This is a genomic window from Pseudomonas sp. AB6, from assembly GCF_034314105.1.
Taxonomy (GTDB): Bacteria; Pseudomonadota; Gammaproteobacteria; order Pseudomonadales; family Pseudomonadaceae; genus Aquipseudomonas.
This window is the reverse complement of sequence record NZ_JAVIWJ010000001.1, coordinates 2,428,956-2,453,179: the sequence shown is the minus strand read 5'-3', so window position 1 is coordinate 2,453,179 and position 24,224 is coordinate 2,428,956. Positions and strand designations below refer to the sequence as shown.

Genomic DNA, 24,224 nt, shown 5'->3' with positions numbered 1-24,224 from the left:
GCTGAGGATAAAAATAATGAACGACAGCATTTACCTCTCGATTCAAAACAGCCCGCTTTTCAAGGAGCTGGTTTCGAAGAGAGAACGTTTCGCCTGGATACTCTCGGCGATCATGCTCGGGCTTTACGCCGCCTTCATCTTTCTAATTGCTTATGGGCCGCATGTACTCGGGGCGAAAATAAGTCCTGGTTCATCGATCACGTGGGGAATCCCCATCGGTGTAGGGCTGATTCTTTCAGCGTTTGTACTGACCGCGATCTACGTTCACCGCGCTAATGGTGAATTTGACGACCTCAACAAGGCAATTCTCAAGGAGGCTCAGCAATGATCCGGCGTCTACTAGCGGCCCTTGGCCTGGCAGTATTCGCACCGAGCCTGTGGGCGGCCGAGGCCCTCACTGGAGCTGTGCAAAAACAACCCTTAAACGTATCGGCGATCGTCATGTTCGTCCTGTTCGTGGGTATCACCCTTTGCATTACTTATTGGGCTTCCAAGCGCACTAAGTCGGCAGCGGACTACTACGCAGCGGGCGGCAAAATCACCGGTTTGCAAAACGGCTTGGCCATCGCGGGCGACTACATGTCGGCGGCGTCCTTCCTGGGTATTTCCGCGCTGGTGTACGCCTCTGGCTATGACGGCTTGATCTACTCGATTGGCTTCCTGGTGGGTTGGCCGATCATTCTGTTCTTGATCGCCGAGCGCCTGCGTAACTTGGGCAAATACACGTTTGCTGACGTAGCGTCCTATCGCCTCAAGCAAAAAGAAATCCGCACCCTGTCCGCCTGCGGTTCGCTGGTGGTCGTTGCGTTCTACTTGATCGCGCAGATGGTTGGCGCCGGCAAGCTGATCCAGTTGCTGTTCGGACTTGACTACTATGTCGCGGTGATCCTGGTCGGAATTCTGATGTGCATGTACGTACTCTTTGGCGGCATGTTGGCCACCACGTGGGTACAGATCATCAAGGCCGTTCTGCTACTGTCTGGCGCGACATTCATGGCGATCATGGTCATGAAACACGTCAACTTCGACTTCAACACCCTGTTCTCCGAGGCAATCAAAGTTCACCCTAAAGGTGAAGCGATCATGAGCCCAGGTGGGCTCGTGAAAGATCCGGTCTCGGCGATTTCGTTGGGCCTGGCGTTGATGTTTGGTACTGCGGGCCTGCCCCATATCCTGATGCGCTTCTTCACCGTAGGCGACGCTAAAGAAGCGCGTAAATCGGTGCTCTACGCAACGGGTTTCATCGGCTACTTCTACATCTTGACCTTCATCATCGGCTTCGGCGCGATCCTGCTGGTCAGTACCAATCCAACCTTTAAAGACGCTGCAGGCGCTCTGTTGGGCGGTAACAACATGGCCGCGATCCACTTGGCCGATGCGGTCGGTGGCAGTCTGTTCCTGGGCTTCATCTCGGCAGTGGCGTTCGCCACCATCCTGGCAGTGGTTGCGGGTCTGACCCTGGCCGGTGCGTCGGCAGTGTCCCATGACCTGTATGCCAGCGTGATCAAAGAAGGCAAGGCCAACGAGAAGGATGAGATTCGAGTTTCGAAGATCACCACTATCGTATTGGCAGTCGTAGCGATTGGCCTGGGTATTCTCTTCGAAAACCAGAACATCGCGTTTATGGTTGGCTTGGCATTCTCCATCGCGGCAAGCTGTAACTTCCCGGTACTGCTGCTCTCCATGTACTGGAAGAACCTGACCACCCGTGGCGCCATGATCGGCGGCTGGATGGGCTTGATTACAGCGGTTGGCCTAATGATCCTCGGCCCTACCATCTGGGTGCAGATCCTGCACCACGCTACGCCGGTCTTCCCGTATGAATACCCGGCGCTGTTCTCTATCGCCATATCTTTCGCCGGTATCTGGTTCTTCTCGGTGACTGATAAATCGAAAGCGGCAGAGGGCGAACGTGCCTTGTTCTTCCCGCAGTTCGTACGTTCCCAGACAGGTCTGGGGGCTACCGGTGCGGTGTCTCACTAACACGCTTTAAAGCAGCAACGAAAAAAGCAGCCCGAGGGCTGCTTTTTTTTACTTCGTTTTTTATCTGGATTTTGACTCCACAGGCACTAAATCCTGCCGAGCAAGACCAATATCAATAAGATGACCAAGACCGTACCGATGATGCCCGAAGGACCATAACCCCAGCTTCTGGAGTGTGGAAATACTGGTAGACCGCCAACGAGCAGGAGGATCAGGATGATGATAAGAATAGTGCCGATGCCCATGATGAGTTCCTTCTTTTCTTGATGGATGGCTTCTACAGATCGCACGCTACCCGCCCAAGGCGTAAACGTGTACTGCGTGAATATTCCGACCCTTGGCGTTTTAAAAAAGTCCGTAACTTTTTAAGTAAAAATTTAGAAGAGTGTGAAATATGGTTTATCGCTTGGCGGCCGACGCGGTAATGGTCTTACACCTTTTGTTCATCGCTTTTGTGGTAACGGGTGGCGTGCTGATCATTCGTTGGCGCTGGTTGATGGCATTACACGTCCCGGCCGTCGTGTGGGGTGCGGTAGTGGAATTCTTTCACCTGTATTGCCCCCTTACTCCACTTGAAAACGCGTTACGGTTGCGGGCCGGTGAGCAGGGCTATAACGGCGACTTCATCGAGCATTACTTGATTGCGCTGATATATCCAGCAGGCCTCACGCCGCAGTTACAGCTAGGGTTGGGCGCTATCGTAGTGGTGATAAATGCGGCGGTGTATGTTTGGGTTTTATGTGCCTACCGGTCTCGGCACAAAGCCTTATAACCTGCGGGTTTGCCCTTGGCATTCAGCATTCTGATGGTAGGGCGCGGCAGCGAAGTCCTTCGCTACACTGCGGCTCATCTTCCCCAGAACAACAAGGCAGTCCCTTATGCAAAATCGCATGATGATCACCGGTGCCGGGTCGGGCCTGGGTCGTGAAATCGCGCTGCGCTGGGCCCGCGAAGGCTGGCAATTGGCGTTGTCGGATGTCAGCGAACCCGGCCTGCAGGAAACCCTGAAATTAGTGCGCGAGGCAGGCGGTGACGGGTTTGTACAGCGCTGTGACGTTCGCGATTACAGCCAACTTACGGCTTTTGCCCAAGCGTGTGAAAAGAAACTCGGTGGCATCGACATCATCGTCAATAACGCCGGTGTAGCATCCGGTGGGTTCTTCGCCGAGTTGTCGTTGGAAGATTGGGACTGGCAGATTGCGATCAACCTGATGGGAGTGGTCAAAGGCTGCAAAGCATTCTTGCCGCTGCTGGAGTCGAGTAAAGGCAAAATTATTAACATCGCGTCAATGGCGGCGTTAATGCAGGGCCCTGCCATGAGCAACTACAACGTAGCCAAAGCCGGTGTAGTAGCATTGTCGGAAAGTTTGCTGATTGAGTTGCGGCATCAGGATGTGAGTGTGCATGTGGTGTGCCCGTCGTTTTTCCAGACCAACTTGCTTGATTCTTTTCGGGGCCCGACACCGGCGATGAAAGCCCAAGTGGGCAAGTTGCTGGAAAGCTCTCCGATCAGCGCCAGCGATATCGCGGACTACATCTTCAAACAAGTCGCCAAAGGCGAATTCATGATTTTGCCCCACGAACAAGGGCGCATGGCATGGCAATTGAAGCAGAAAACCCCGCAGCTGATGTACGACGAAATGGCCTCGATGTCGGACAAAATGCGGGCGAAGTTGTAATCGGAAATTGGCACGGAGAACGGACGGTTGGTTGGAATTCGGTCCGACAACAACTCGAAATCGTGCATTCCTTGCTCTACCGCGCCCATCTCGCTAGGGTTACCGCCACTCACCCCAGCGAGATTGCGCCGTGCTCAATTACCTTTGGTTTTTCCTCGCAGCATTGTTCGAGATTGCTGGCTGTTATGCGTTCTGGGCGTGGTTACGGTTGGGCAAAAGCGTTCTATGGGTGATTCCGGCGCTAGTCAGCTTGACGCTGTTTGCCTTGCTACTGACGCGGGTCGAAGCGACGTATGCCGGTCGGGCCTACGCCGCGTATGGCGGAATCTACATCGTAGCGTCGATTGGCTGGCTGGGATTAATCGAGCGAGTTCGGCCGTTGACATCCGATTGGCTGGGCGCGGCGTTGTGTGTGATCGGCGCCAGCGTCATCCTGTTTGGCCCTCGACTCTCACAATCCTAGGCGACTAGACCCGGCAGCACAGACGGACTTTTCCCTTATCTTTAGCCAAAAACAGGGCAAATCCGTAGGAACCGTCTGGCGCCATCGAAGGGCGTTACTGATTTGCTTTCGACGGATTGAAGAGGGTGATCCGGCAGGGCAATCTTCTCTCTTTGTAACAAAGAGAGCGGGCAAAATGCTTGTATTAACACGAGAGGTTGGCGAGACCTTTTCCATTGGCAACAACATCACCGTGCAGATTCTGGCGGTGAACGGCAATCAAGTTCGACTCGGAATCACTGCACCCAAGGACGTGAAGGTCAATCGAATGGAGGTGCACTACCGCATCTCCCGACGGCTGGCGGCGGAGAAAGCATCATTGCCACCCACCCCTTGAGCTCAGTCGAGCCACTCTTTGGGTACGTCGCGCTTGAGCATCAATTGGCACTGCTCGCTTTCCGGTTCGAAGACGATCACCGCCTGGCCTTTGCCCAGTGCGTGGCGCACCCTGAGTACTCTGGTTTCGAGCGGCGTCTCGTCGCCATTGTCGGTGCCGTCACGGGTGACGAAGTCCTCGATCAAGCGAGTGAGGGTGTCGGCTTCAAGTTGGTCGTAGGGGATCAGCATGGTTTTCTCACATGAATTCCAGGCGATGCTAGCGCGCTTGGTGTCGACAGGCTACAGCCCATGAGGACCTTTCAGTTAAGACGGCGCGCCGATTTCACGCCGTCCGATGCCTTATGTCTCTTCTGTCCGCTGTCCGACCAGGCTTTCCACGGCCGGTACGCGGGTATCGGATTCCATCTGCGCATCGTGTTCTATCTGATGGCTGAAGCGCTCCAGAGAGCTTTTCGCCGGTTGCGCGTCGCTGGCAAATACCGGTGGGCTGAGGATGTAAGCCCCCAACAATCGGCTCAATGCACTGAGGCTGTCGATGTGCGTGCGCTCATAGCCGTGGGTTGCATCGCAGCCAAAAGCGAGAAGGGCGGTGCGGATGTCATGCCCGGCCGTGACCGCTGAATGAGCGTCGCTGAAGTAATAGCGGAACACGTCACGACGAATCGGCAGTTCATTTTCGAGGCCCAGTTGCAGCAAGTGCCGGGACAAGTGGTAATCGTAGGGGCCGCCGGAATCCTGCATGGCCACGCTGACCGCGTGTTCATTGGAATGCTGGCCGGGTGCGACGGGAGCGATGTCGATACCGACGAATTCACTCACGTCCCAGGGCAACACCCCCGCTGCGCCGGTGCCGATTTCTTCAGTAATGGTGAACAGGGGATGGCAATCAATAAGGGGTTCGGCGCCGCTGTCGACGATCGCCTTCAAGGCGGTCAACAAGGCCGCGACGCCGGCTTTGTCATCCAGATGACGGGCACTGATGTGGCCGCTTTCGGTGAACTCCGGCAGCGGGTCGAAGGCCACGAAATCCCCAATATTGACGCCTAGAGACTCGCAATCGGCGCGGGTCGCACTGTAAGCATCCAGGCGTAATTCGACATGGTCCCAACTGATCGGCATCTCATCCACCGCAGTGTTGAAGGCGTGTCCGGACGCCATCAACGGCAAGACACTGCCGCGAATAACCCCGGTGTCAGTGAATACGCTGACGCGACTGCCTTCGGCAAAACGGCTGGACCAGCAGCCAATCGCCGCCAGCGAAAGACGTCCATTGTCTTGCACCGCCCGGACCGTGGCACCGATGGTGTCCAAGTGCGCAGAGACTGCACGGTCCGGGCTGTTTTGCTTACCCTTTAATGTGGCGCGAATCGTCCCGCGCCGGGTCAATTCGAATGGAATACCCAGTTCTTCAAGGCGCTCGGCGATGTAACGCACTATGGTGTCGGTGAATCCCGTGGGGCTGGGAATCGCGAGCATTTCCAGCAGGACTTTCTGCAGGTACTTCAGATCCGGTTCGGGGATGTTTGCAGGTGTCATGTGGTGGCTCCAAATACGGGACGACGTTGACGCGGCAAAATTGGCCAGATATTTGTGGTCTTGAAGGTCAGCTGTGCGCGGGCAAGCTGTGGGGGAACAACAGGTCTACAAAGCGTTCGGCGGTGGGTTGGGGTTCATGGTTGGCAAGTCCTACACGCTCGTTGGCTTCGATGAATACATACTCCGGTTGGTCGGCGGCAGGCACCATCAGGTCCAGGCCTACCACCGGAATGTCTAGGGCCCTGGCAGCGCGTATCGACGCGTCGGCTAGCACTGGGTGCAAAATTGCAGTGACGTCTTCTAAACAGCCGCCGGTGTGCAGGTTGGCGGTGCGCCGAACCGCCAGGCGTTCATTAGCTGGTAATACGCTGGCGTAGTCGTACCCGGCATCATGCAATGTGCGCTCGGTTTCTTCGTCCAGCGGGATCCTGCTTTCGCCGCCTGTGGCTGCCGAGCGGCGTCTACTTTGGGCGTCAATCAATGCGCCAATGGTGTGAGTGCCATCACCCACCACTTCAGCCGGGCGACGAATCGCAGCGGCGACCACTTCAAAACCTATCACCACCACGCGTAGGTCCAAGCCATGGTGATAGCTTTCAAGCAGCACCCGCGTGTCGAACGCCTGAGCACGTTCGATGGCGGCATGAACCTCCTCAATCGTGCACAAATCCACCGCAACGCCATGGCCTTGCTCGCCGTCCAAAGGCTTGACCACAATGTGTTTGTGCGCTTCAAGAAAGGCCAGATTGTTGTCCGTTTCACCGGCCAACTGTTGCGCCGGTAGACGTAAGCCCGCAGCCTTAAGCGCCCTGTGGGTCAGGCTTTTGTCCTGACATAAAGTCATGCTTACTGCCGTAGTCAGGTCGCTTAACGATTCGCGGCAGCGCACACGGCGCCCGCCATGGCTGAGGGTAAACATACCCGCGTCGGCGTCATCAACCTGCACGTCGATACCGCGTTTATGCGCCTCTTCGACAATGATCCGGGCATAGGGATTGAAGTTCGCCTGCGGGCCAGGCCCGAGAAACAAACGTTCATTGATGCCATTTTTGCGTTTGATGGCAAAGGTCGGCAGGTTGCGAAAACCGAGTTTGGCGTAGAGGTTTTTTGCCTGTTGATTGTCGTGCAGCACCGAGAGGTCCAGGTAGCTCAATCCTCGGCTCATGAAATGCTCAATCAAATGCCGCACCAGTACTTCACCCACTCCAGGCCGCGTGCACTGCGGATCGACTGCCAGACACCACAAACTGCTGCCATTCTCGGGGTCGTTGAAGGCTTTCTGGTGGTTAAGGCCCATGATGCTGCCGATGATCGCGTGGTTGCTCTCGTCCTCTGCCAGCCAATACACCGGCCCGCCTTGGTGGCGCGGCGTCAGTAGGGCCGGATCAATCGGCAACATTCCACGGGTCAGGTACAAATGGTTAATCGATTTCCAATCGGCCTCGTTTTGCGCGCGACGGATGCGATAGCCACGAAACACTTTTTGCGCCGGGCGGTAGTCAGTGAAACACAAGCGCAAGGTGTCAGACGGATCGAGAAACAGCTGTTGAGGCGCCTGCGCCAAGACTTGCTGCGGCGCCGCCACGTACAGCGCGATGTCGCGTTCGCCGGGTTTTTCGTTGAGCAGCTCGTGGGCCAGCGCCGCTGGGTCGCGGTAAGTGTGGCCGATCAGCAACCGGCCCCAGCCGCAATGCAATGCCAGCGGCTCGGCATCGAGGTCGCTGCCATCTTCGGCGAGTTGCGCTTGCAAGCGTTCATAGGACGGCGATTGACCGCGCAACAGCCGGTGGCTAAACACGGAGGCGTTATGTTTCATCGGTCAAAGTCCTTGTTCGCTGAGCCACAGGTTCAGCGCCGCGAGTTGCCACAGCTTGGAGCCGCGCAGTGGGGTCAGTTGACCGGCAGGATCAGTCAGCAGACTGTCGAGCATGTCGGGCCTGAACAAGCCGCGATCCTGGCTCGGGTCGAGAAGCAACTCACGCACCCATTTCAGCGTGTCACCTTGCAGATGCTTTAATCCCGGAACTGGGAAATAACCCTTTTTACGGTCGATCACTTCTGCCGGAATGACCAACCGAGCGGCTTCTTTCAGCACCTGTTTACCGCCGTTGGGCAGTTTAAACTTGCCCGGCACCCGGGCTGACAACTCGACCAGACGGTAATCCAGAAACGGCGTGCGTGCTTCCAGTCCCCAGGCCATGGTCATGTTGTCGACGCGCTTCACCGGGTCATCGACCAGCATCACTGTGCTGTCCAGCCGCAGCGCTTTATCCACAGCAGCGTCGGCCCCCGGTTGGGCGAAATGCTCGCGAACGAAGTCGCCCGCAGCGTCGTGGGCGGTCAGCCATTTGGGCTGCACGGTGGCGGCGTATTCGTCGTAAGTGCGGTCAAAAAACGCCCCTCGATAGGCCGCATACGGATCGCTTGCGCCGTCCACTTGCGGGTACCAGTGGTAACCGGCAAACAATTCATCTGCACCTTGGCCGCTTTGCACCACCTTGCAGTACTTGGCGACTTCCCGTGACAGCAAGTAAAAGGCAATGCAATCGTGACTGACCATCGGCTCGCTCATGGCGCGGAACGCCGCTGGCAACTGTTCGATGATCTCGTTTTCGTTGATTCGCAACTGATGGTGTTGAGTGCCGTAGTGCTTGGCGATCAGGTCCGAATACTGGAATTCATCGCCCCGTTCGCCGCCCGCGTCCTGAAAGCCGATGGAGAATGTCGATAAATTCTCTACGCCCACTTCACGCAGCAGACCGACCAATAAGCTTGAATCGACACCGCCCGAAAGCAAGACACCGACATCTACTGCCGCTCGCTGCCGAATCGCTACCGCCTCACGGGTGCTGTCCAGAACCCGGTCGCGCCAATCGTTCAAGGTCAAGTTGGCTTCATCAGCATGTGGTCCATAGGGCAGGCGCCACCAAACTTTTTGCTCCGATTTACCGCGGGCATCAATGCGCATCCAGGTGGCGGGCGGTAGTTTTTCAACGCCAGCCAACAGCGTGCGCGGCGAGGGTACAACCGAGTGGAAATTCAAATAATGATTCAGGGCGACCGGGTCCAGCAGTGAGCTGATGTCTGCGCCTTTGAGCAGCGCGGGCAAAGTGGAGGCGAAACGCAAACGCTTGTCGGTGTGCGACATATAAAGCGGTTTGACGCCCAAGCGGTCGCGGGCGATGAACAACTCCTCGGTGTCACGTTCCCAGATGGCGAAGGCGAACATGCCGTTCAGCTTGGGCAGCATGTCGGCGCCCCACGCGTGGTAGCCCTTGAGCAGTACTTCGGTGTCGCCACCGGAATAAAACGTATAGCCGAGGATTTCCAGCTCAGTACGCAATTCCGGGAAGTTATAAATAGCGCCATTGAATGCCAGCGACAGGCCCAGAGAATGATCAACCATCGGCTGAGCAGACGCGTCCGACAGGTCCATGATTTTCAGCCGACGATGACCAAGGGCAATGGGCCCCTGACAATAAAAGCCCCAGGCGTCGGGTCCGCGAGGGGCCAATTGATGGGTAATCCGCTCAACCGCAGCGAGGTCTGCTGGTTGATGGTCGAAACGTAGCTCACCTGCTAATCCGCACATAAGTCCTTACCGGGTGTCCGTTGGGGAGGGCAGACGATCAGTCGCCTACACCAGAAACTGACCCGTGAGGTTTGCGAATGTTTTAGATCGATCAGTTATAAACCCCGGGGGCAGCTGTAAGAGATGCAAGCTAAAAGCTACATGCTGCAAGCAGTCGAGCTTGTCGCTTGCAGCTGCCCTCTTGTAGCTGCGGCTGTTAATACCCCGTCATCTCCAGATACCCAATCCCGGCCTGGTTTCCGCTTACCGTCACCGGACCTTCCCAGTAGGGAATTCGCAGGTCCATCCAGGCTTTTGGATTCAGCGCATTGGTGACGATATCGAGCTGTTTGCTCAGGATCTTGACTGACCAGCGAGTTGGCATTTCATGGTCGGCGACGTCGCTGGTGGACAAGGGCGTGAGCTGGATCTGCGAACCGTTGAGCAATTGGGTCTTGCCGTCGGTGTCGATCCAGGTGCCGGTGAGGTAAGCCTCGCCGCTCTTCTGCCGCATGCGGTACAGCATTAGTTGAGCGCCGCTTTCCAGGTGCACGGAAAACCAGTCCCAGCCGGTTTGATTGGCGGTCAATGGTTGACTGCTCCACTCCCGATCGAGCCAGGCGGGACCGCTGACGTGGTAGGTTTTGCCGTCGATGTCGAGGCTGCCAGAGGCCTGTAAAAACGGTTGGCTGTAGTAATACGACGCTTGGCCTTGTTCGGATTTTTGACTGAAGCCCTGCGCGCCTTGCAGCACCAGCGGCTGGCTTGAGGTGAGGTGCAGTTGATAGTTAAAAGACGGCCCTCGGGCATGCAGTTGCATGTCGGTCAGCGGGTTGTCGCGGGTCGATTGGCTGTCGAACGTCCAATCGTCGATCCACGCCTTGAATGGCGCGCCGCTGACCCCGGCTTGCCCGACCCCACCACGGGCATAACGCTCGGCGGCGTAATGCTGGTTGGCTGAGGTGACGGCGGCGTGGCCCATCCAGATCGTTTGATCGGCCCAGCCCGGTTGCTCAGGCCCTGCTTTTAGCGCACTGCGAAACAGCGTCCATTGCACGCCGAAATCCTGGCCTTGGTCATCCTTGAGGTTGGCAGTGACGTACCACCATTCGATGCGAAAACCGTCATGCGGGCCGTGGTCCTCGGGAAAGCTGAAGACTTTGCCGGGCACCACTTGAGCAAACGCCGCCGCGTCGTTGCCCAGCCCGGCAAAGCCGTTGGCCGGGGTTTTGTCATCGTCATCGCAGGCGCCCAACAACAGGACACTTAATGCCAGCAGCAGCCAGTTAATTCTCATTGGCGAACGTCCTTAACAGATCCGCCGGGCGGCTGCGGTACAGCTTGATCAGGGGCCAGGTCGAGGCCAGCAAGGTGGCCAACAACGCCAACGCCATCAATTGCATTAACTGTGCAGGGAATATCTGCAACGGCAGGCGCCAGCCGAAGGCTTGCACATTGATTACCGCGTCCAGACACCAGGCCAACAGCAACCCCAACGGCAGCGCGAGTACCAGCGTTAGCACCGCCAGCAACCAGGTTTGTCCGAGGTTGAGCAGCATCAATTGCCTTCGCGTCACGCCCAGCGCCCATAACGGTGCAAGTTGGCCGAGACGACTTTGGCTCTGGGTCAGCAAACTAATGAACAGCGCGACACCGGCCACACCCAAGGTCAGGCTGTTCAGCGCGGCGGTGGCGGCAAAGGTGCGTTCGAACACTTGCGTCGACCAACCCTTGAGCTGGCTTTGGTCGATGATGCGGTTGTCATCCAGCTTGAATCGAGACTGAAGGTCATGCACCAGTGACGGTACCGCTGCCGGGGCGATGCGCAGGTTGAATCGGTTGGGTGACAGTTGCGGCCAGTAACGCAGCAAGTGTTGAGCGTTGACCAACAAATGGCCCTTGGGATTGCCGTAGTCGGCGTAGATCGCGACGACGCGGGGCGTCCATTGGCCTAGGGGTGTCGGAATCGTCAGGTGATCACCGACGTTAACGCTTAATCGTCGCGCCAGTTGTTCGCTGAGCATCAGCGTGTCGTCGTGAACCAGTTGATCCCAGGGATCGCTCGATACCGATTGCAGCAAGGGCCAGTGCTGGCGATAGGTGGGGTGATCGATCACGCCGAACAGATCTGCTGGCCAGCCCTGCAACTGAACCGAGACTTGCCAGTTAGGCAGCACGGCAGTGACTGACGGTTGTTGGCTGAGCCAGGTTTGTATGTCCCGTGCCTGGGCCGGGTTTTCCGGATTGAGGTACAGCTCGGCGGTCAGGCGTTGCTCCAGCCAGTTAGTGAAGGTCTGGCGGAACCCCGAGGTCATGCTGCCAGCGCCGATATTTGCCGCCAGCGCCAGCAACAAGGCCATCAACGCCAGGCTCAAGGCGGGCAATTGTTGGCGGCAATCGGCGAGAAACCATTGACCGAGCACCGAACGGCTACGGCCCAATAACCCATTGAGCAGGGCGTTGAGCAACACAGGCAACCCCAGCGCCGCGCCTAATAATAAGGTGCCCATTAGCACAAAGCCGCTGGTCAGGCTGTCGCCCAACAGCAGAGCGAACATTGCCACCAGCAGCGCCAGCGCCGCGACCCAAGCTTGCCGACGCAGCCAACGACTATGCGCCTGATGCCAGGCTTGCGCGTTGGCCAACGCCAACAACGGCATACGTGCGGCTCGCAACAAACTGTTGGCCCCTGCCAGTAGCGCACCGAGCAGGCTCAAACCAACGCCGCTGGCCCACCACCATGGGCTCAAACTCAGCTGCCCGGCCACTTCTGCGCCGTATAAACCCCTCAAGCTGGCGGCGACATCGGGCAGCAAGACGCTGGCGAGCACGTAACCGCTGATGACCCCGGCGAGGCCGCCGAGCACGGCCAGGCCACCCAGTTCGACAGCCAGGCTGATGATCAACAACCGGGCGCTGACCCCGCACGCTCGCAGGGTTCGCAACAGGCCCCGGCGTTGTTCAAGGGCCAAACCGATGGCGGCGTGGACGATGAACAACCCCACCACGAACGATAGGAACCCCAAGGCATCGAGGTTCAGGTGAAAGCTTTCGGTTAGCCGCGTCAGATTGTTTTCTTCGCCACTGGTTTTCAGCACCAATTGGCCGATTACGTTGGCCGGTAACACTGGCTTGCTGTCGGCAAATACCTTGGGTAATAGAAGCCGGGAAAGTTGTTGCGGCGCGTTCAACAAGTGTTGGGCGAAACCGATGTCCACCAACAACAAACCGGGGGCCATGTCGGCCTGACTGTGCAGCGGCGGCAATGCGCGGCCGCTGTCGGTCAGCGGCGTATCACCCTCATGAAAACCCAGTGCCTGCAAAGTCTGCGGAGCAATCCAGGTGCTGCCCGGCGCGCTGAAAAATCCAACCATCTGTTCAATGTCCAAGGCTTTGCCAGCCACCGCCGCGCCACCGGGCAGTGACAGCGGTTCGATGCCCATCAATTGCAGACGTTGGTCTTCGTGGCCTTTGAGCGTCACCCGCGCTTGCAAGACCGGCGAAACCGGCCAACCCGCGCGGCGTAGGTTGACGAACAGAGCTTGAGAAAAGCTTGCACCATTGGGCGCGCTAAGGCTGGCCTGGGGCTCACCGCCGATCAATTGGCTAGCGCGAGCGTAGCTCTCCCGTGCCTGACTGTTCAGCGCTAGCACGCCGGTGAGCAAACTGGTCGCCAGCCACAGCCCGGTGAGCACGCTGAAAAACTGCACCGGATGTCGTCGCCAATGACTCAGTAGCGCTCGCAGTGTCCAATAAAAAACCGACATTTCAGCGTTCGCCTGCAGCGGCCAAACGCCCGCCATGCAGGACTACTTTAGTTGCTAGACGAGCTGCGATGCGCGTTGAGTGGGTCACCATCAGCAGACTGGTAGGGCTGTCGCGGAGCAGGTCAAGGAGCAATTGAAGAACTTCATCGCTAGTGGCTTCGTCGAGGTTGCCGGTGGGTTCATCGGCCAACAACAAACCGGGGCGCGAGGCGAGCGCGCGACCCAGGGCGACGCGTTGTTGCTGCCCGCCCGAGAGTTGTTCCGGGTAGCGCTTGAGCAAATCGCCGAGCCCCAAGCGCTCGATCAATTGGGCTTGCCAGATGGGATCGAAACGCCCGGCCAGGCGTGCTTGAAACGCCAGGTTGTCTTCAACCTTGAGGCTGCTGATCAGGTTGAATTGTTGAAACACCAGACCAATTTCGGTGCGCCGCCACCGGGCAAGTTGGGTTTCATTCATTTGATCCAGCCGATGCCCGCCGATACGGATGACGCCCCGATCAACGTTGTCCAGCCCGGCGATCAGGTGCAACAAGGTGCTTTTGCCGCTGCCTGATTCGCCCATCAACGCCAGGCTGCTGCCGTGTTCAAGATTTAGATCCACCCCCTGCAACACCGCCAATGGACCTTGCGGTGTTGCGTAACTTTTGAACACGGCCTGCACGTGCAGCATGAAGGTTCGCCTGAGCAATTGGGTGGGGGAGAGGATAGCTGGTGTTGCTGGGTAAAGGGCCGTTGTTTTTTCTGAAGTCAGTGGGTCCGCGGTCGTTGCGCAAGGTTGCGATAAAGCCAAAACGCTCGTTTGCGTTCAGCATTTTCTGGACCGCTTCGCGCCTCACGCTTTACCTCGTATCAACTCCCTCAACGCAAAACGATTCGGGTGGCAGGCTTCGGCGACGCTGCGTGGCAGTGGCAACGGTTCGTTATCCAGCCAGGCGGCGAGCAGTTCGCCAGACAATGGCGCGGTGATCAATCCCCGTGAACCGTGGCCGCTGTTGACGTACAAACCGGCAAGCCATGGGCATTCGATATCCGGTACTTGGCGGGCGTCTTTACCCAATACAGCGTAGGCCTCGACGAACGCGTTTTTGTCTGCCAACGGACCGACGATGGGCAAGTAGTCCGGGCTGGTGCAGCGGAACCCGGCGAAGCCGAGCAAGTCCTCGGGCGGTAACGTATCCGCGCCGAGGCGTTTCACCAGGTCAACAGAGATCTCCTGTAGCAGTTGGAGGTTGTCTAAATGGTCGGCAGTGGTGGGCGTCAGGTCATTGCTCTTGAAGTTGAAACTGGCGCCCAGGGTGTGTTCGCCTGAACGGCCGGGCGCAATGTAGCCTTCAGCACAAACCACGGTACTCAGCGCCGCGCTGGCCGGGGTTTCAGTCAGTCGGGTGATTTGTCCTCGAATGCGTTTGAGCGGCAGTTCGGCGCTGGCTGCAAAGCGTTTGACCTCAGCAGCCCCGGCCAACACCACCACCGGTGCCTGTTCCAGCATTTGCTCGCCGGCCCACGCTTGCCATTGTTCGCCGTCGCGGCGTAGCTCCAGCACATCGTGGTGGGTCAGCAATTGAATGTTCGGGTGCCACGCCTGGAATCGACACAGCGCTGGCGGATTGACCCAGCCACCTTCGGGGAAAAACAAACCGCCGCACGCCAGTGTGATACCGGCCTTTGCCTGGGCCGCCGGTAGGTCCAGCAGTTGCAACAGTTCGGCAGGAAACGCCTGGGCCAACTGCGCTTGACGCTCGGCTTCCTTGTCGTTGAACCCCAGTTGCAAAACGCCGCAGGCGTCCCAATCGAGGCCGCGTTGCAGGCGCTCCAGCAGCCGCCGCGTATGGCCGAAACCGCTGACGATCAATTGCGACAACGCGGTGCCATGGGCCGACAGTTTCAAATACAACACGCCCTGCGGATTACCCGAGGCTTCCTGCGCGACGTCGTTGTGACGCTCCAGCAAACTCACTTGCCACCCCCGTGCCGCGAGGCTGGCGGCTGTCGCGCATCCGGCCAGGCCCGCACCAATAACCAGTGCTTTACGTTGCCCGGTAAATGGCGCAGGTCGGGCGAACCAAGGCTTGACCTGCGACGGTTTAACCGTTTCTGGCGGCGAGCCTACAAATATCCCGCGTAGCACTTCCCACTTATGGCCGATTCCCGGTGTACGTTTCATCTTGAATCCGGCTGCGTTCAACGCGCGCCGAACCCAGCCGGTGCTGGTAAAGGTGCTGATGGTTGCGTCAGGTGCCGAGAGTCGGGCCAGCTCAGAGAACAGTTCCGCGGTCCACATCTCTGGATTTTTTGCCGGGGCAAAACCGTCGAGAAACCATGCGTCGATCTGCCCGTCCAGTTGCGGCAGCATTTCCAGCACGTCACCGATCAACAGGGTCAAGGTCACTCGCCCGCCGTCGAACACAAACCGCTGAAAACCCTCGTGTACAGCCACGTACTGAGTCATGAGTTGATCGGCAAGAATCGTCAGCTCTGGCCACAAGCCGAGGGCGCGTTGCAAGTCGCTTTGGGTCAGGGGGAATTTTTCAACGCTGACAAAGTGCAATCGCGCAGTGGCCGGCGCGCATTGGGCAAACAACTGCCAGGCACATAAAAAATTTAAGCCGGTGCCAAAGCCGGTTTCACCAATCACCAGCTGCGCCCCCGCCGCCAACGCTGTAAAGCGCTGCGCAAGGTTGTTCTGTTTCAGGAAGACGTGACGGGTTTCATTAAGGCCCGATTGCGTCGAGAAATAGACATCCGAAAACGCCGGAGAATGGGGGTTGCCCTGTTCGTCCCATTCGATCTGGGCGTGGCGGGTGAGGGTCATGGCGGACTCGGCTGAGGTCAGAAGCGCGACATATTAACGTAATCGCCGTGCGGGCCAAGGCGTGCGAAGGGTGCGGTGAAGGAAATCGTGTTTCCGTTGACCCATCGCAAGGATTGGCTGTCTTAACCGACATTGGTTCACTCGATCCGTTAGTCTTGGGCGATATTGAAAGAGGAATATGTGGATGTTCGAATCTGCCGAAATCGGTCACGCCATTGACAAAGAAACCTACGACGCCGAAGTGCCCGCGTTGCGCGAAGCATTGCTGGACGTGCAGTACGAACTGCAACAGCAGGCGCGTTTTCCAGTGATCGTCTTGATCAACGGCATTGAGGGCGCAGGCAAGGGCGAAACGATGAAGCTCCTCAGCGAGTGGATGGACCCTCGGCTGATCGAGGTGCGCACCTTCGATCAGCAGACTGACGAGGAATTGGCTCATCCACCGGCTTGGCGCTATTGGCGGCAATTGCCTGCCAAAGGCCGCATGGGGATTTTTTTCGGCAATTGGTACAGCCAGATGATTCAAGGCCGGGTTCACGGTGAGTTTAAAGATGCCAAGCTTGATCAGGCGATTAATAGCGCTGAACGGCTGGAAAAAATGCTCGTCGACGAAGGGGCGCTAATCTTCAAATTCTGGTTTCACCTGTCCAAGAAGCAGATGAAGGCTCGGCTCAAGGCGCTTGAGGATGACCCACTGCACAGCTGGCGCATCAGCCCACTGGATTGGCAGCAATCGAAAACCTACGACAAATTCGTTCGTTATGGTGAACGCGTACTGCGCCGCACCAGTCGGGATTACGCGCCTTGGTATGTGATCGAGGGCGTTGACCCGCATTACCGCAGCCTGACCACCGGGCGTTTATTGCTTCAAGGCATGCAGGCCGCGTTGGCTAACGGGAAAGCCAAACCGATGCCGACACCCCTGGAGCCCCAAGCCCCAACCGTCGACGAACTGAGCCTGCTGACCAGTCTCGACATGACCCAACACCTGGAAAAGGACGATTACGAAGAACAGTTGATCACCGAGCAGGCGCGGTTTTCAGGGAACATGCGCGACAAACGCATGCGCCAACACGCGTTGGTGGCAGTCTTTGAAGGTAACGACGCTGCGGGGAAGGGCGGTGCGATTCGACGGGTTGCGGCGGCGCTGGACCCGCGTCAATACGCGATTATCCCGATTGCCGCACCCACAGAAGACGAACGCGCGCAGCCCTACCTGTGGAGGTTTTGGCGGCAAATTCCGGCGCGGGGCAAGTTCACAGTGTTTGATCGTTCCTGGTATGGCCGAGTGCTGGTGGAGCGCGTCGAAGGTTTTTGCAGCCCTGCGGACTGGATGCGTGCCTACAGCGAGATCAATGATTTCGAAGAGCAACTCACCGAAGCGGGTATCGTGGTGGTGAAGTTTTGGCTGGCCATCGATGAAAAAACCCAGTTGGAGCGCTTTGAGGCGCGAGAGAAAATCCCGTTCAAACGCTTCAAGATTACCGACGACGATTGGCGCAACCGCAAAAAATGGCCTGAATATCGCGCGGCGGTGAATGACATGGTCGACCGTACCAGCACTGAAATTGCTCCGTGGACTTTGGTTGAAGCCAACGACAAGCACTGGGCGCGGGTCAAAGTGCTGCGCACGATCAACGAAGCACTAGAAGCGGCCTTCGCCAAGGATAAGAAGTCCAAGTGAGCAGATGATTTTCCATACAGCCAATGAATGATCATCGCGGACCGCACTGACCTGGACTTATGCTCAAGGAAGTTTTAGCAACCTTCCTCGCCCCCCCAATAAGAACGGAGATATGCCATGCGTGAAGTGGTGATTGTCGACAGCGTGCGCACTGGCCTGGCCAAGTCGTTTCGCGGCAAGTTCAACCAAACCCGGCCCGATGACATGGCGGCCCATTGCGTGAATGCGCTGCTGACGCGAAATGGTCTGGACCCGGCGCTGGTGGAAGATTGCATCGTTGGCGCGGGCTCCAATGAAGGCGCTCAGGGCTACAACATCGGGCGTAACGTGGCGGTGCTGTCAAAGTTGGGCATTAACGTGCCCGGCATGACCCTCAATCGTTATTGCTCATCGGGCTTGCAGGCGATTGCGATCGCGGCCAACCAAATTGCCTCGGGGTGCAGCGATGTCATCGTCGCGGGCGGCGTTGAGTCCATCAGCCTGACGATGAAAAGCGTCAACATGGACAACCTGATCAATCCGTTGCTGAAAGAGCAAGTGCCGGGCATTTACTTCCCCATGGGCCAAACCGCTGAGATCGTCGCGCGGCGCTACAACGTCAGCCGTGAGCAGCAAGACCTTTACGCTTTGCAGAGCCAGCAACGAACGGCGGCGGCTCAGGTTGCCGGACGGTTTGATGACGAAATCGTGCCGATGAAAGTGACCTACCGCGTCGAAGATAAGGCCACAGGCGCCAGCAGCTTGGTAGAAGGCATCGTTGATCGCGACGATTGCAACCGCCCGGACACCACGTTAGAAAGCCTGTCTAGCCTCAAGCCGGTATTTGCTGAGGACGGTTCGGTAACCGCCGGAAATTCGTCGCAACTGTCCGACGGCGCGTCGATGACCCTGATCATGAGCCTGGAGAAAGCACTGGAACTGGGTCTGAAACCCCTGGCGTTTTTCAGGGGTTTCACCGTGGCCGGGTGTGAACCGGATGAAATGGGCATCGGCCCGGTGTATTCGGTGCCCAAACTTTTGAAAGCCAAGGGCCTGCAAATCGCCGACATCGACCTTTGGGAACTCAACGAAGCCTTTGCCTCGCAATGCTTGTACGCCCGTGACCGGTTGGGCATCGACAACGAAAAGTACAACCTCAGCGGCGGCTCCATCTCCATCGGCCACCCCTTCGGCATGACCGGCTCCCGCCAGGTCGGCCACTTGGTCCGCGAACTGCAACGCCGCAACCTGCGCTATGGCATCGTCACCATGTGCGTCGGCGGCGGGATGGGCGCTACGGGGTTGTTTGAGGCGGTGAAGTAAACCGATGGAGCGTCTTCCCGAATAAATTCGGTCCCACGCCCAACTGCGCCCCAGAGGTTGGATCTATGTCCGACTACTGGGGCGCAGTTCAATTTGACTGTCTGGACGTTTTACCGCTCCCTCATAGCCTCGGTATGCGCTTTCAGCACTGGCTTGAGCAAATAATCCATGACGCTTTTCTCTCCGGTGATGATGTCCACGGTGGCCACCATGCCGGGGATGATCAGCAGCGGTTTGGCATCGCTGCCCAGATGGTTTTTGTCGGTGCGGACCTGGATTAAATAGAAGCTGTTGCCCTTGTCATCGGTGATGGTGTCGGCACCGATCAGCTCCAGTTTGGCTTTGAGACCGCCATAAATGGTGTAGTCGTAGGCGCTGAATTTGACCATGGCGGGCTGTCCCGGGTGCAGAAAGGCCACGTCTTGTGGGCGGACTCTGGCCTCGATCAGCAGGTTGTCTTCCAAAGGCACGACTTCCACCATGTCGCTGCCAGGCTGAACCACGCCGCCGATGGTATTGACCTTCATTACTTTGATGATGCCGTGTACCGGTGAGACCACTGTAGTGCGGCTGACCCGGTCATCAATGGCGATACTGGTGGCCGTAAGTTTCGACAAGTCGGTGCGTTTATCGTTGAGATCTTTGGACGCGTCAGAGCGGAATACGAATTCCGATTCTTGGACCTTACTTTTTATTTCGTTGATTGCTGCTTCAGCACGGGGGATCGCTAGAGTGGTTGCGTCCATGGCACCGCGCGCTTCAACGGCGTTGCGTTTGAGGCGCAGAATTTCCACCGGAGACACGGCGCCAGTGTTCACCAGCGGCGCCGACATGCTCATTTCTTGTTGAAGCAGACTCAGACTGTTGCGGTATTGCTCCTGCTTGGAACGGAACTCAGCCAACTCTTGAGTTTTTTGCAGCAATTGCTGATTCAGTGTGCGCTGTTCGCTGCTCAGGCGCCGCTGCCGAGATTGATACAGCGAAAGCTCATCGGCGGCCACTTGAGGCGCTTTTTTAACCACGTCATCTGAGAGTTTGAACGGTCGTCCCTCTGATTCAGCCGACAAGCGTTCAACTTGGGCAATTAGCGCGTAACGGTCGGCTTCGCTTTCGCCTTTGTTGGAGAGAAAGCGCGTGTCGTCCAGGCGCAGCAAGGTGTCGCCCTTGTTCACCATTTGCCCCTCGCGGACAAAAATTTCGGTGACAATCCCACCTTCCAGGTTTTGAATGACCTGCACTTTGCTCGAGGGAATGGCTTTGCCTTCACCCATGGTGACCTCTTCGAGTACCGCAAATTTGGCCCAGACCAATGCTGAAATGATCAGCGCGGCGGCGATCCAGACGGTCAAGCGTGAACCTCGGGGCGAATCCTGCGCGACAACGCCAGCCACTTCGGGCATGAATTCGGTGTCGGCAGATTTACCGAAATGAAAGTAGCCGCGCTGGCCGGTTGTCACTGACATATGAGAGGGCTTCCTAGACCGCTGCCGAGCCGACGCGGCCCTTGCGTAACGCTTCGATGACGATGTCTTTTGGACCATCGGCAACGACTTTGCCGTTGTCCAATACCACTAATCGGTCCACCAGACTTAGCATCGAGGTGCGGTGAGTGACCAACAATAGGGTTTTGCCTTGCATCCAGCCGTGCAGGCGTTGGCGCAGAGCTTCTTCGCTGCTGTTGTCCATAGCGCTGGTGGGTTCGTCGAGCAACAAAATCGGTGGGTCCAGCAGTAGTGCCCGAGCCATCAATACTGCTTGGCGTTGCCCGCCGGACAGCAGTTGTCCGCGCTCTCCCACCGGCCGATCAAAGCCTTGTGGATGCTGCCGGGCCAGTTCGCTTACGCCGGTCATGTCCGCCACTTCGAGCATTCGCGCATCGCTGATGTAACGCGCGCCCAAGGTCAGGTTGTCGCGCAGGCTGCCGGCCAGAAGCGGCAGATCGTGGGCCACATAACCAATTTGTTGCCGCAGGTCAGCCACGTCTAATTGCCGTAGGTCCAGACCATCGAGCAATAGCTGACCTTCTTCCGGGGCGTAGAAACCCATGAGCAACCGCGCCAAGGTGCTTTTACCTGAGCCGCTGCGGCCGATGATGCCAATACGTTCGCCTTGCTTTACCGCGAAATTGACCGTATGCAGCGCCGGAGTGCTTTGCCCGTTGTAGCGAAAAGTCACGTGATGGACCTCTAAGGCCCCTTTGAGTTGGGTGCGTTCCAGCGGTCTTTGCTTGGCGTCGCGCTCTTGCGGGAGGGCCATCAGCGCGTCGGTACTTTTCATTGTCAGTTGCGCTTGTTGATAGCGCGTAATGAGCCCGGCGATTTGCCCGAGTGGCGCCAGCACCCGACTGCCGAGCATGTAAGTAGCAACCAGCGCACCGACGCTCAAATTGCCGGCGATGATGCTGTAGACCCCTGCCACGATGGTCGCCATCCCGCAAAACTGCTGAATGAACAGCGTGCCATTGGTGGCTAGCGCCGAGAGGTTGCGGGCGTGGCTGTCGAGGCGGGTAAGGGCGCCGTGGGTGGCTTCCCATTTGTGTTGGCGCTCACTCTCGGCGCTACAGGCCTTGAGGGTTTCAAGGCCGCCGAGGGTTTCAATGAGGAGTGCCTGGCGTTCGGCGCCCAACGACAAACTTCGCTGCACGGTGTCGCGCAGCCGAGCTTGAATCAACAACGCGAAGATGATTGTGATGGGAAACGCCACTATTGGAATCACCACTAGCCAGCCGCCGAGCAGGCCGATTACGCCCAGCATCAGCACGGCGAACGGCAAGTCGATCAAACTGGTGAGGGTGACTGCCGTTAGAAATTCACGCAGGCCTTGGAAGTCATGGATGCTTTGGGCGAAGCCACCGATGGTCGCGGGGCGGGCCTTCATCGACATACCAGTAATGCGCTCAAACAATGTTGCCGACAGGATGATGTCGGTCTTCTTGCCAGCTTGATCCAGTAAGTGTGCGCGAACCACTCGCAAGATCAGCTCGAAAACCGTACCGACCAATAACCCTATTGATAGCACCCACAGGGTCGAAGTGGCCTGGTTTGGTACGACCCGATCATAAGTTTGCATGACGAACAAAGGCACCATCAGTCCGAGCACGTTAATGCACAGACTGGCGAGAATCGCATCGCTGTATAACCAGCGCGAAAGTTTCACGGTGTCGCGAAACCAGGCTTCTACCCTCGGCACCAGTGGCGAGCGTAGCTCTTCGAGTTCGTGGCGTGGGCGGGCGAACAAGGCTTGGCCGCTGTAGTTTTCCAGTAGTTCCTCGCGGCTTACCCATTGCTCGCCGCCTTCGGCCTCGCTGGGCAGAATCAATGCGCGATCATCGTCGGACCAACGCCTGAGAACGGCGCAGCGGTTGTTTTTCAGCAGCAACAGCACCGGTAAATTTAAGGCCGACAGATCGTTGAGTTGACGTCGCAAGAGGCGTGCTTGCAAACCCGCGCGCGCCGCAGCCCGAGGCAGCAGGTCGACGGTCAGTCGCTGCTGTTTCAGTGGCAGGCCTGCGCTCAGGCTGGCCCGGCTGACGGTGCAGTCGTGCAGCTTGCAAAGGATCAGCAAACCGTCGAGTAAGGGGTCGTCGAAACTCAGTCGGGGGTCGACTGATACGTTTTCCATGGTGGTCAAATTAGGCTACTCCGAGACGACAACCTTTATTTCATTTCTGGCAAACGGGCTTCGCTTTTGACGTCCGAGACCGCCACTGCTTCTGCGGGTAAAACCACGCGTAACTGACGCAACAGTTCGCCGGTGGTCGCTAGCACCCGGTACATGGAGTATTCCTCGGTGTAACGCACCTCGGTATAGCGACGGGCGGCATTGAAGAGTTCGTTTTCGCTATCGAGCAAGTCGAGCAGGGTCCGTTGACCCAAGCCAAACTGGTCCTGATAAGCCGCTCGAACCTTGGTCGTGGTTTCTGCATATTCGCGCGCAATGGGTGTTTGGATGTGCGCGTTGTTCATTGCGTTCCATGCCAGCGACAGGTTTTCGTTAAGCGTGCGCAGGGCGTTGTTGCGAATGTCCATTGACTGATTGATTCGGTAAGCGTCGCCTTGCAAGCGCGCCTTGTCACGGTTGCCGTTGAACAGGTTGTAGTTCATCACGACGGCCGCGCGCCATTCATTGTCGTAGCCGGGCTCGCCTTGCAGGTTTTCGTTGGCGCCCGTTGCCAGCTCGGCATCGAAACGCGGGTAGAACGGTGATTTAGCAACCTCATATTGGCTTTCGGCCGATTGCACGTCCGCTTGGGCAGACTTCAAGTATGGGTTGTTCGCCAGCATCGATTGGCGGGCATCCACAAGGTTATTGGGTACCTGACCCTTGATCGTCGGTGGCGTTTCCAGTTCGTCAGGCATACGACCCACCGCGCTGAAGAAGTTCGCTTCTGCGTCAGCCAGGTCTACCTGGGCGGTATAAAAATTGTCCTGCGCCAATGCGCGACGGGCTTTGGATTGGTCAAGGTCAGCATTGGTGCCTACGCCTCTGCTGCTGCGTAAACCGATCTGATCATTGATACGCAAGTGTGCTTGAAGGTTGTTCTTAGCCAGGGTCAACAGCTCACGTCGTTTCAGCACATCCAGGTAGACCTCAATCGCCCGCAACGCGACATCTTCCGAGACGCCTTGAACATAGTAAGCGCGGGAATTAACCACCGATTGAGTACGGTGAACTTCGTTCGGTGTGTTGAACCCATCAAACAACATTTGCCGCAGTCGTAGCTCGGACTGGGTGTAGTTAAGCGTCTCTCTACCTCTGCCGGTAAGGGCTCTGGTCGTTGGGCTGTCGATGCCTTCACGGCCGTATCCGGCAATTAAATCCACCGTCGGCAAATACCCGCCCCTTGCAATTTTGACGTCTTGATCTGCGGCCAGTCGACTATTCGAATTGGAGTGAACCTCCGGGTGATATTCGATAGTGCTTTGGATCGCTTGGGTGATTGACATGGCATGAGCGGTTGTACAGGTCATTGCTAACAAAATTGCGCTGCAGAGGGGGTTCAAAACGCGCATGTACTTCTCCCTAATACTTGATGGTGTGTCGTTATCG

Annotated in this window: 20 protein-coding genes; 8 read left to right on the top strand and 12 right to left on the bottom strand. The window is 57.4% G+C overall.

Annotation, left to right across the window (positions count from 1 at the left end; translation table 11 throughout):
• The first annotated feature begins 16 nt into the window (after window positions 1-16).
• Window positions 17-328, top strand: a complete 312-nt coding sequence (locus RGW60_RS11525) for a DUF485 domain-containing protein (protein ID WP_322204733.1) — start codon at window positions 17-19, stop codon at window positions 326-328.
• Window positions 325-1,983, top strand: coding sequence for a cation acetate symporter (locus RGW60_RS11520; protein WP_322204732.1), 1,659 nt, complete (start codon window positions 325-327; stop codon window positions 1,981-1,983). Before RGW60_RS11525 ends, RGW60_RS11520 begins: the two co-directional genes overlap by 4 nt.
• Window positions 1,984-2,069: 86 nt before the next feature.
• Here RGW60_RS11520 and RGW60_RS11515 read toward each other — a convergent pair whose 3' ends face one another.
• The gene (locus tag RGW60_RS11515) at window positions 2,070-2,228 is read right to left on the bottom strand and encodes a DUF3309 family protein (RefSeq protein ID WP_322168252.1); all 159 of its coding nucleotides are present in this window, start codon (window positions 2,226-2,228) and stop codon (window positions 2,070-2,072) included.
• Between the two features lie 149 nt (window positions 2,229-2,377).
• Between RGW60_RS11515 and RGW60_RS11510 the strand changes: the two genes are divergently transcribed.
• The 4 genes from RGW60_RS11510 (at window position 2,378) to csrA (ending at window position 4,501) form a co-directional block, all read left to right on the top strand.
• Window positions 2,378-2,755, top strand: coding sequence for a DUF2784 domain-containing protein (locus RGW60_RS11510; protein ID WP_322204731.1), 378 nt, complete (start codon window positions 2,378-2,380; stop codon window positions 2,753-2,755).
• Window positions 2,756-2,861: 106 nt separating this feature from the next.
• Window positions 2,862-3,662, top strand: coding sequence for an SDR family oxidoreductase (locus tag RGW60_RS11505; RefSeq protein WP_322204730.1), 801 nt, complete (start codon window positions 2,862-2,864; stop codon window positions 3,660-3,662).
• Window positions 3,663-3,792: 130 nt separating this feature from the next.
• Window positions 3,793-4,125, top strand: a complete 333-nt coding sequence (locus RGW60_RS11500; protein ID WP_322204729.1) for a YnfA family protein — start codon at window positions 3,793-3,795, stop codon at window positions 4,123-4,125.
• Between the two features lie 175 nt (window positions 4,126-4,300).
• The gene (gene csrA / locus RGW60_RS11495; protein WP_322204728.1) at window positions 4,301-4,501 is read left to right on the top strand and encodes a carbon storage regulator CsrA; all 201 of its coding nucleotides are present in this window, start codon (window positions 4,301-4,303) and stop codon (window positions 4,499-4,501) included.
• A gap of 2 nt (window positions 4,502-4,503) precedes the next feature.
• Here csrA and RGW60_RS11490 read toward each other — a convergent pair whose 3' ends face one another.
• The 8 genes from RGW60_RS11490 to mnmC form a co-directional block, all read right to left on the bottom strand.
• A complete protein-coding gene (locus RGW60_RS11490; RefSeq protein ID WP_297844929.1) occupies window positions 4,504-4,731 on the bottom strand; it encodes a YheU family protein in 228 nt (75 codons plus the stop codon).
• A gap of 111 nt (window positions 4,732-4,842) precedes the next feature.
• Window positions 4,843-6,039 (bottom strand): osmoprotectant NAGGN system M42 family peptidase, encoded by a 1,197-nt coding sequence (locus RGW60_RS11485; protein ID WP_322204727.1) that lies wholly within the window; start codon window positions 6,037-6,039, stop codon window positions 4,843-4,845.
• A 67-nt stretch (window positions 6,040-6,106) separates the two neighbouring features.
• Window positions 6,107-7,855, bottom strand: a complete 1,749-nt coding sequence (ngg, locus tag RGW60_RS11480; protein WP_322204726.1) for an N-acetylglutaminylglutamine synthetase — start codon at window positions 7,853-7,855, stop codon at window positions 6,107-6,109.
• A gap of 3 nt (window positions 7,856-7,858) precedes the next feature.
• Window positions 7,859-9,631, bottom strand: a complete 1,773-nt coding sequence (locus RGW60_RS11475) for an N-acetylglutaminylglutamine amidotransferase (protein ID WP_322204725.1) — start codon at window positions 9,629-9,631, stop codon at window positions 7,859-7,861.
• 196 nt (window positions 9,632-9,827) lie between these two features.
• The gene (locus RGW60_RS11470; RefSeq protein WP_322204724.1) at window positions 9,828-10,907 is read right to left on the bottom strand and encodes a lipocalin-like domain-containing protein; all 1,080 of its coding nucleotides are present in this window, start codon (window positions 10,905-10,907) and stop codon (window positions 9,828-9,830) included.
• Window positions 10,897-13,377: an ABC transporter permease gene (locus RGW60_RS11465; RefSeq protein WP_322204723.1), complete on the bottom strand. Its 2,481-nt coding sequence runs from the start codon at window positions 13,375-13,377 to the stop codon at window positions 10,897-10,899. The genes RGW60_RS11470 and RGW60_RS11465 overlap by 11 nt, the downstream gene beginning before the upstream one ends.
• A gap of 1 nt (window position 13,378) precedes the next feature.
• Window positions 13,379-14,047 carry an ABC transporter ATP-binding protein gene (locus RGW60_RS11460; RefSeq protein WP_322204722.1) on the bottom strand — a complete coding sequence of 223 codons (669 nt, stop codon included), beginning with the start codon at window positions 14,045-14,047 and terminating at the stop codon, window positions 13,379-13,381.
• Window positions 14,048-14,209: 162 nt separating this feature from the next.
• Window positions 14,210-16,189: a bifunctional tRNA (5-methylaminomethyl-2-thiouridine)(34)-methyltransferase MnmD/FAD-dependent 5-carboxymethylaminomethyl-2-thiouridine(34) oxidoreductase MnmC gene (mnmC, locus tag RGW60_RS11455; RefSeq protein ID WP_322204721.1), complete on the bottom strand. Its 1,980-nt coding sequence runs from the start codon at window positions 16,187-16,189 to the stop codon at window positions 14,210-14,212.
• 184 nt (window positions 16,190-16,373) lie between these two features.
• Between mnmC and pap the strand changes: the two genes are divergently transcribed.
• Together pap and RGW60_RS11445 are read left to right on the top strand one after the other, a co-directional pair.
• Window positions 16,374-17,873: a polyphosphate:AMP phosphotransferase gene (pap, locus tag RGW60_RS11450; RefSeq protein WP_322204720.1), complete on the top strand. Its 1,500-nt coding sequence runs from the start codon at window positions 16,374-16,376 to the stop codon at window positions 17,871-17,873.
• 117 nt (window positions 17,874-17,990) lie between these two features.
• Window positions 17,991-19,175, top strand: a complete 1,185-nt coding sequence (locus tag RGW60_RS11445) for a thiolase family protein (RefSeq protein ID WP_322204719.1) — start codon at window positions 17,991-17,993, stop codon at window positions 19,173-19,175.
• A gap of 110 nt (window positions 19,176-19,285) precedes the next feature.
• Here the strand turns inward: RGW60_RS11445 and RGW60_RS11440 are convergent, their stop codons facing one another.
• The 3 genes from RGW60_RS11440 to RGW60_RS11430 are packed head-to-tail and all read right to left on the bottom strand — an operon-like array spanning window position 19,286 to window position 24,187.
• Window positions 19,286-20,638, bottom strand: coding sequence for an HlyD family type I secretion periplasmic adaptor subunit (locus tag RGW60_RS11440; protein ID WP_322204718.1), 1,353 nt, complete (start codon window positions 20,636-20,638; stop codon window positions 19,286-19,288).
• 13 nt (window positions 20,639-20,651) lie between these two features.
• A complete protein-coding gene (locus RGW60_RS11435) occupies window positions 20,652-22,796 on the bottom strand; it encodes a type I secretion system permease/ATPase (protein ID WP_407074122.1) in 2,145 nt (714 codons plus the stop codon).
• Between the two features lie 35 nt (window positions 22,797-22,831).
• Complete coding sequence (locus RGW60_RS11430; RefSeq protein ID WP_322204716.1) at window positions 22,832-24,187, bottom strand: TolC family outer membrane protein; 1,356 nt, start codon at window positions 24,185-24,187, stop codon at window positions 22,832-22,834.
• Window positions 24,188-24,224: the final 37 nt, after the last annotated feature.

What these genes read in the sequence shown, in the direction of transcription:
- RGW60_RS11525 (WP_322204733.1), top strand. Translation starts at nt 17, where the DNA reads ATGAACGACAGCATTTACCTCTCGATTCAAAACAGCCCGCTTTTCAAG.
- RGW60_RS11460 (WP_322204722.1), bottom strand. Translation starts at nt 14,047, where the DNA reads ATGCTGCACGTGCAGGCCGTGTTCAAAAGTTACGCAACACCGCAAGGT.
- RGW60_RS11435 (WP_407074122.1), bottom strand. Translation starts at nt 22,796, where the DNA reads ATGGAAAACGTATCAGTCGACCCCCGACTGAGTTTCGACGACCCCTTA.
- RGW60_RS11520 (WP_322204732.1), top strand. Translation starts at nt 325, where the DNA reads ATGATCCGGCGTCTACTAGCGGCCCTTGGCCTGGCAGTATTCGCACCG.
- ngg (WP_322204726.1), bottom strand. Translation starts at nt 7,855, where the DNA reads ATGAAACATAACGCCTCCGTGTTTAGCCACCGGCTGTTGCGCGGTCAA.
- RGW60_RS11485 (WP_322204727.1), bottom strand. Translation starts at nt 6,039, where the DNA reads ATGACACCTGCAAACATCCCCGAACCGGATCTGAAGTACCTGCAGAAA.
- pap (WP_322204720.1), top strand. Translation starts at nt 16,374, where the DNA reads ATGTTCGAATCTGCCGAAATCGGTCACGCCATTGACAAAGAAACCTAC.
- RGW60_RS11475 (WP_322204725.1), bottom strand. Translation starts at nt 9,631, where the DNA reads ATGTGCGGATTAGCAGGTGAGCTACGTTTCGACCATCAACCAGCAGAC.
- csrA (WP_322204728.1), top strand. Translation starts at nt 4,301, where the DNA reads ATGCTTGTATTAACACGAGAGGTTGGCGAGACCTTTTCCATTGGCAAC.
- RGW60_RS11470 (WP_322204724.1), bottom strand. Translation starts at nt 10,907, where the DNA reads ATGAGAATTAACTGGCTGCTGCTGGCATTAAGTGTCCTGTTGTTGGGC.
- RGW60_RS11505 (WP_322204730.1), top strand. Translation starts at nt 2,862, where the DNA reads ATGCAAAATCGCATGATGATCACCGGTGCCGGGTCGGGCCTGGGTCGT.
- RGW60_RS11440 (WP_322204718.1), bottom strand. Translation starts at nt 20,638, where the DNA reads ATGTCAGTGACAACCGGCCAGCGCGGCTACTTTCATTTCGGTAAATCT.
- mnmC (WP_322204721.1), bottom strand. Translation starts at nt 16,189, where the DNA reads ATGACCCTCACCCGCCACGCCCAGATCGAATGGGACGAACAGGGCAAC.
- RGW60_RS11510 (WP_322204731.1), top strand. Translation starts at nt 2,378, where the DNA reads ATGGTTTATCGCTTGGCGGCCGACGCGGTAATGGTCTTACACCTTTTG.
- RGW60_RS11515 (WP_322168252.1), bottom strand. Translation starts at nt 2,228, where the DNA reads ATGGGCATCGGCACTATTCTTATCATCATCCTGATCCTCCTGCTCGTT.
- RGW60_RS11430 (WP_322204716.1), bottom strand. Translation starts at nt 24,187, where the DNA reads ATGCGCGTTTTGAACCCCCTCTGCAGCGCAATTTTGTTAGCAATGACC.
- RGW60_RS11490 (WP_297844929.1), bottom strand. Translation starts at nt 4,731, where the DNA reads ATGCTGATCCCCTACGACCAACTTGAAGCCGACACCCTCACTCGCTTG.
- RGW60_RS11465 (WP_322204723.1), bottom strand. Translation starts at nt 13,377, where the DNA reads ATGTCGGTTTTTTATTGGACACTGCGAGCGCTACTGAGTCATTGGCGA.
- RGW60_RS11445 (WP_322204719.1), top strand. Translation starts at nt 17,991, where the DNA reads ATGCGTGAAGTGGTGATTGTCGACAGCGTGCGCACTGGCCTGGCCAAG.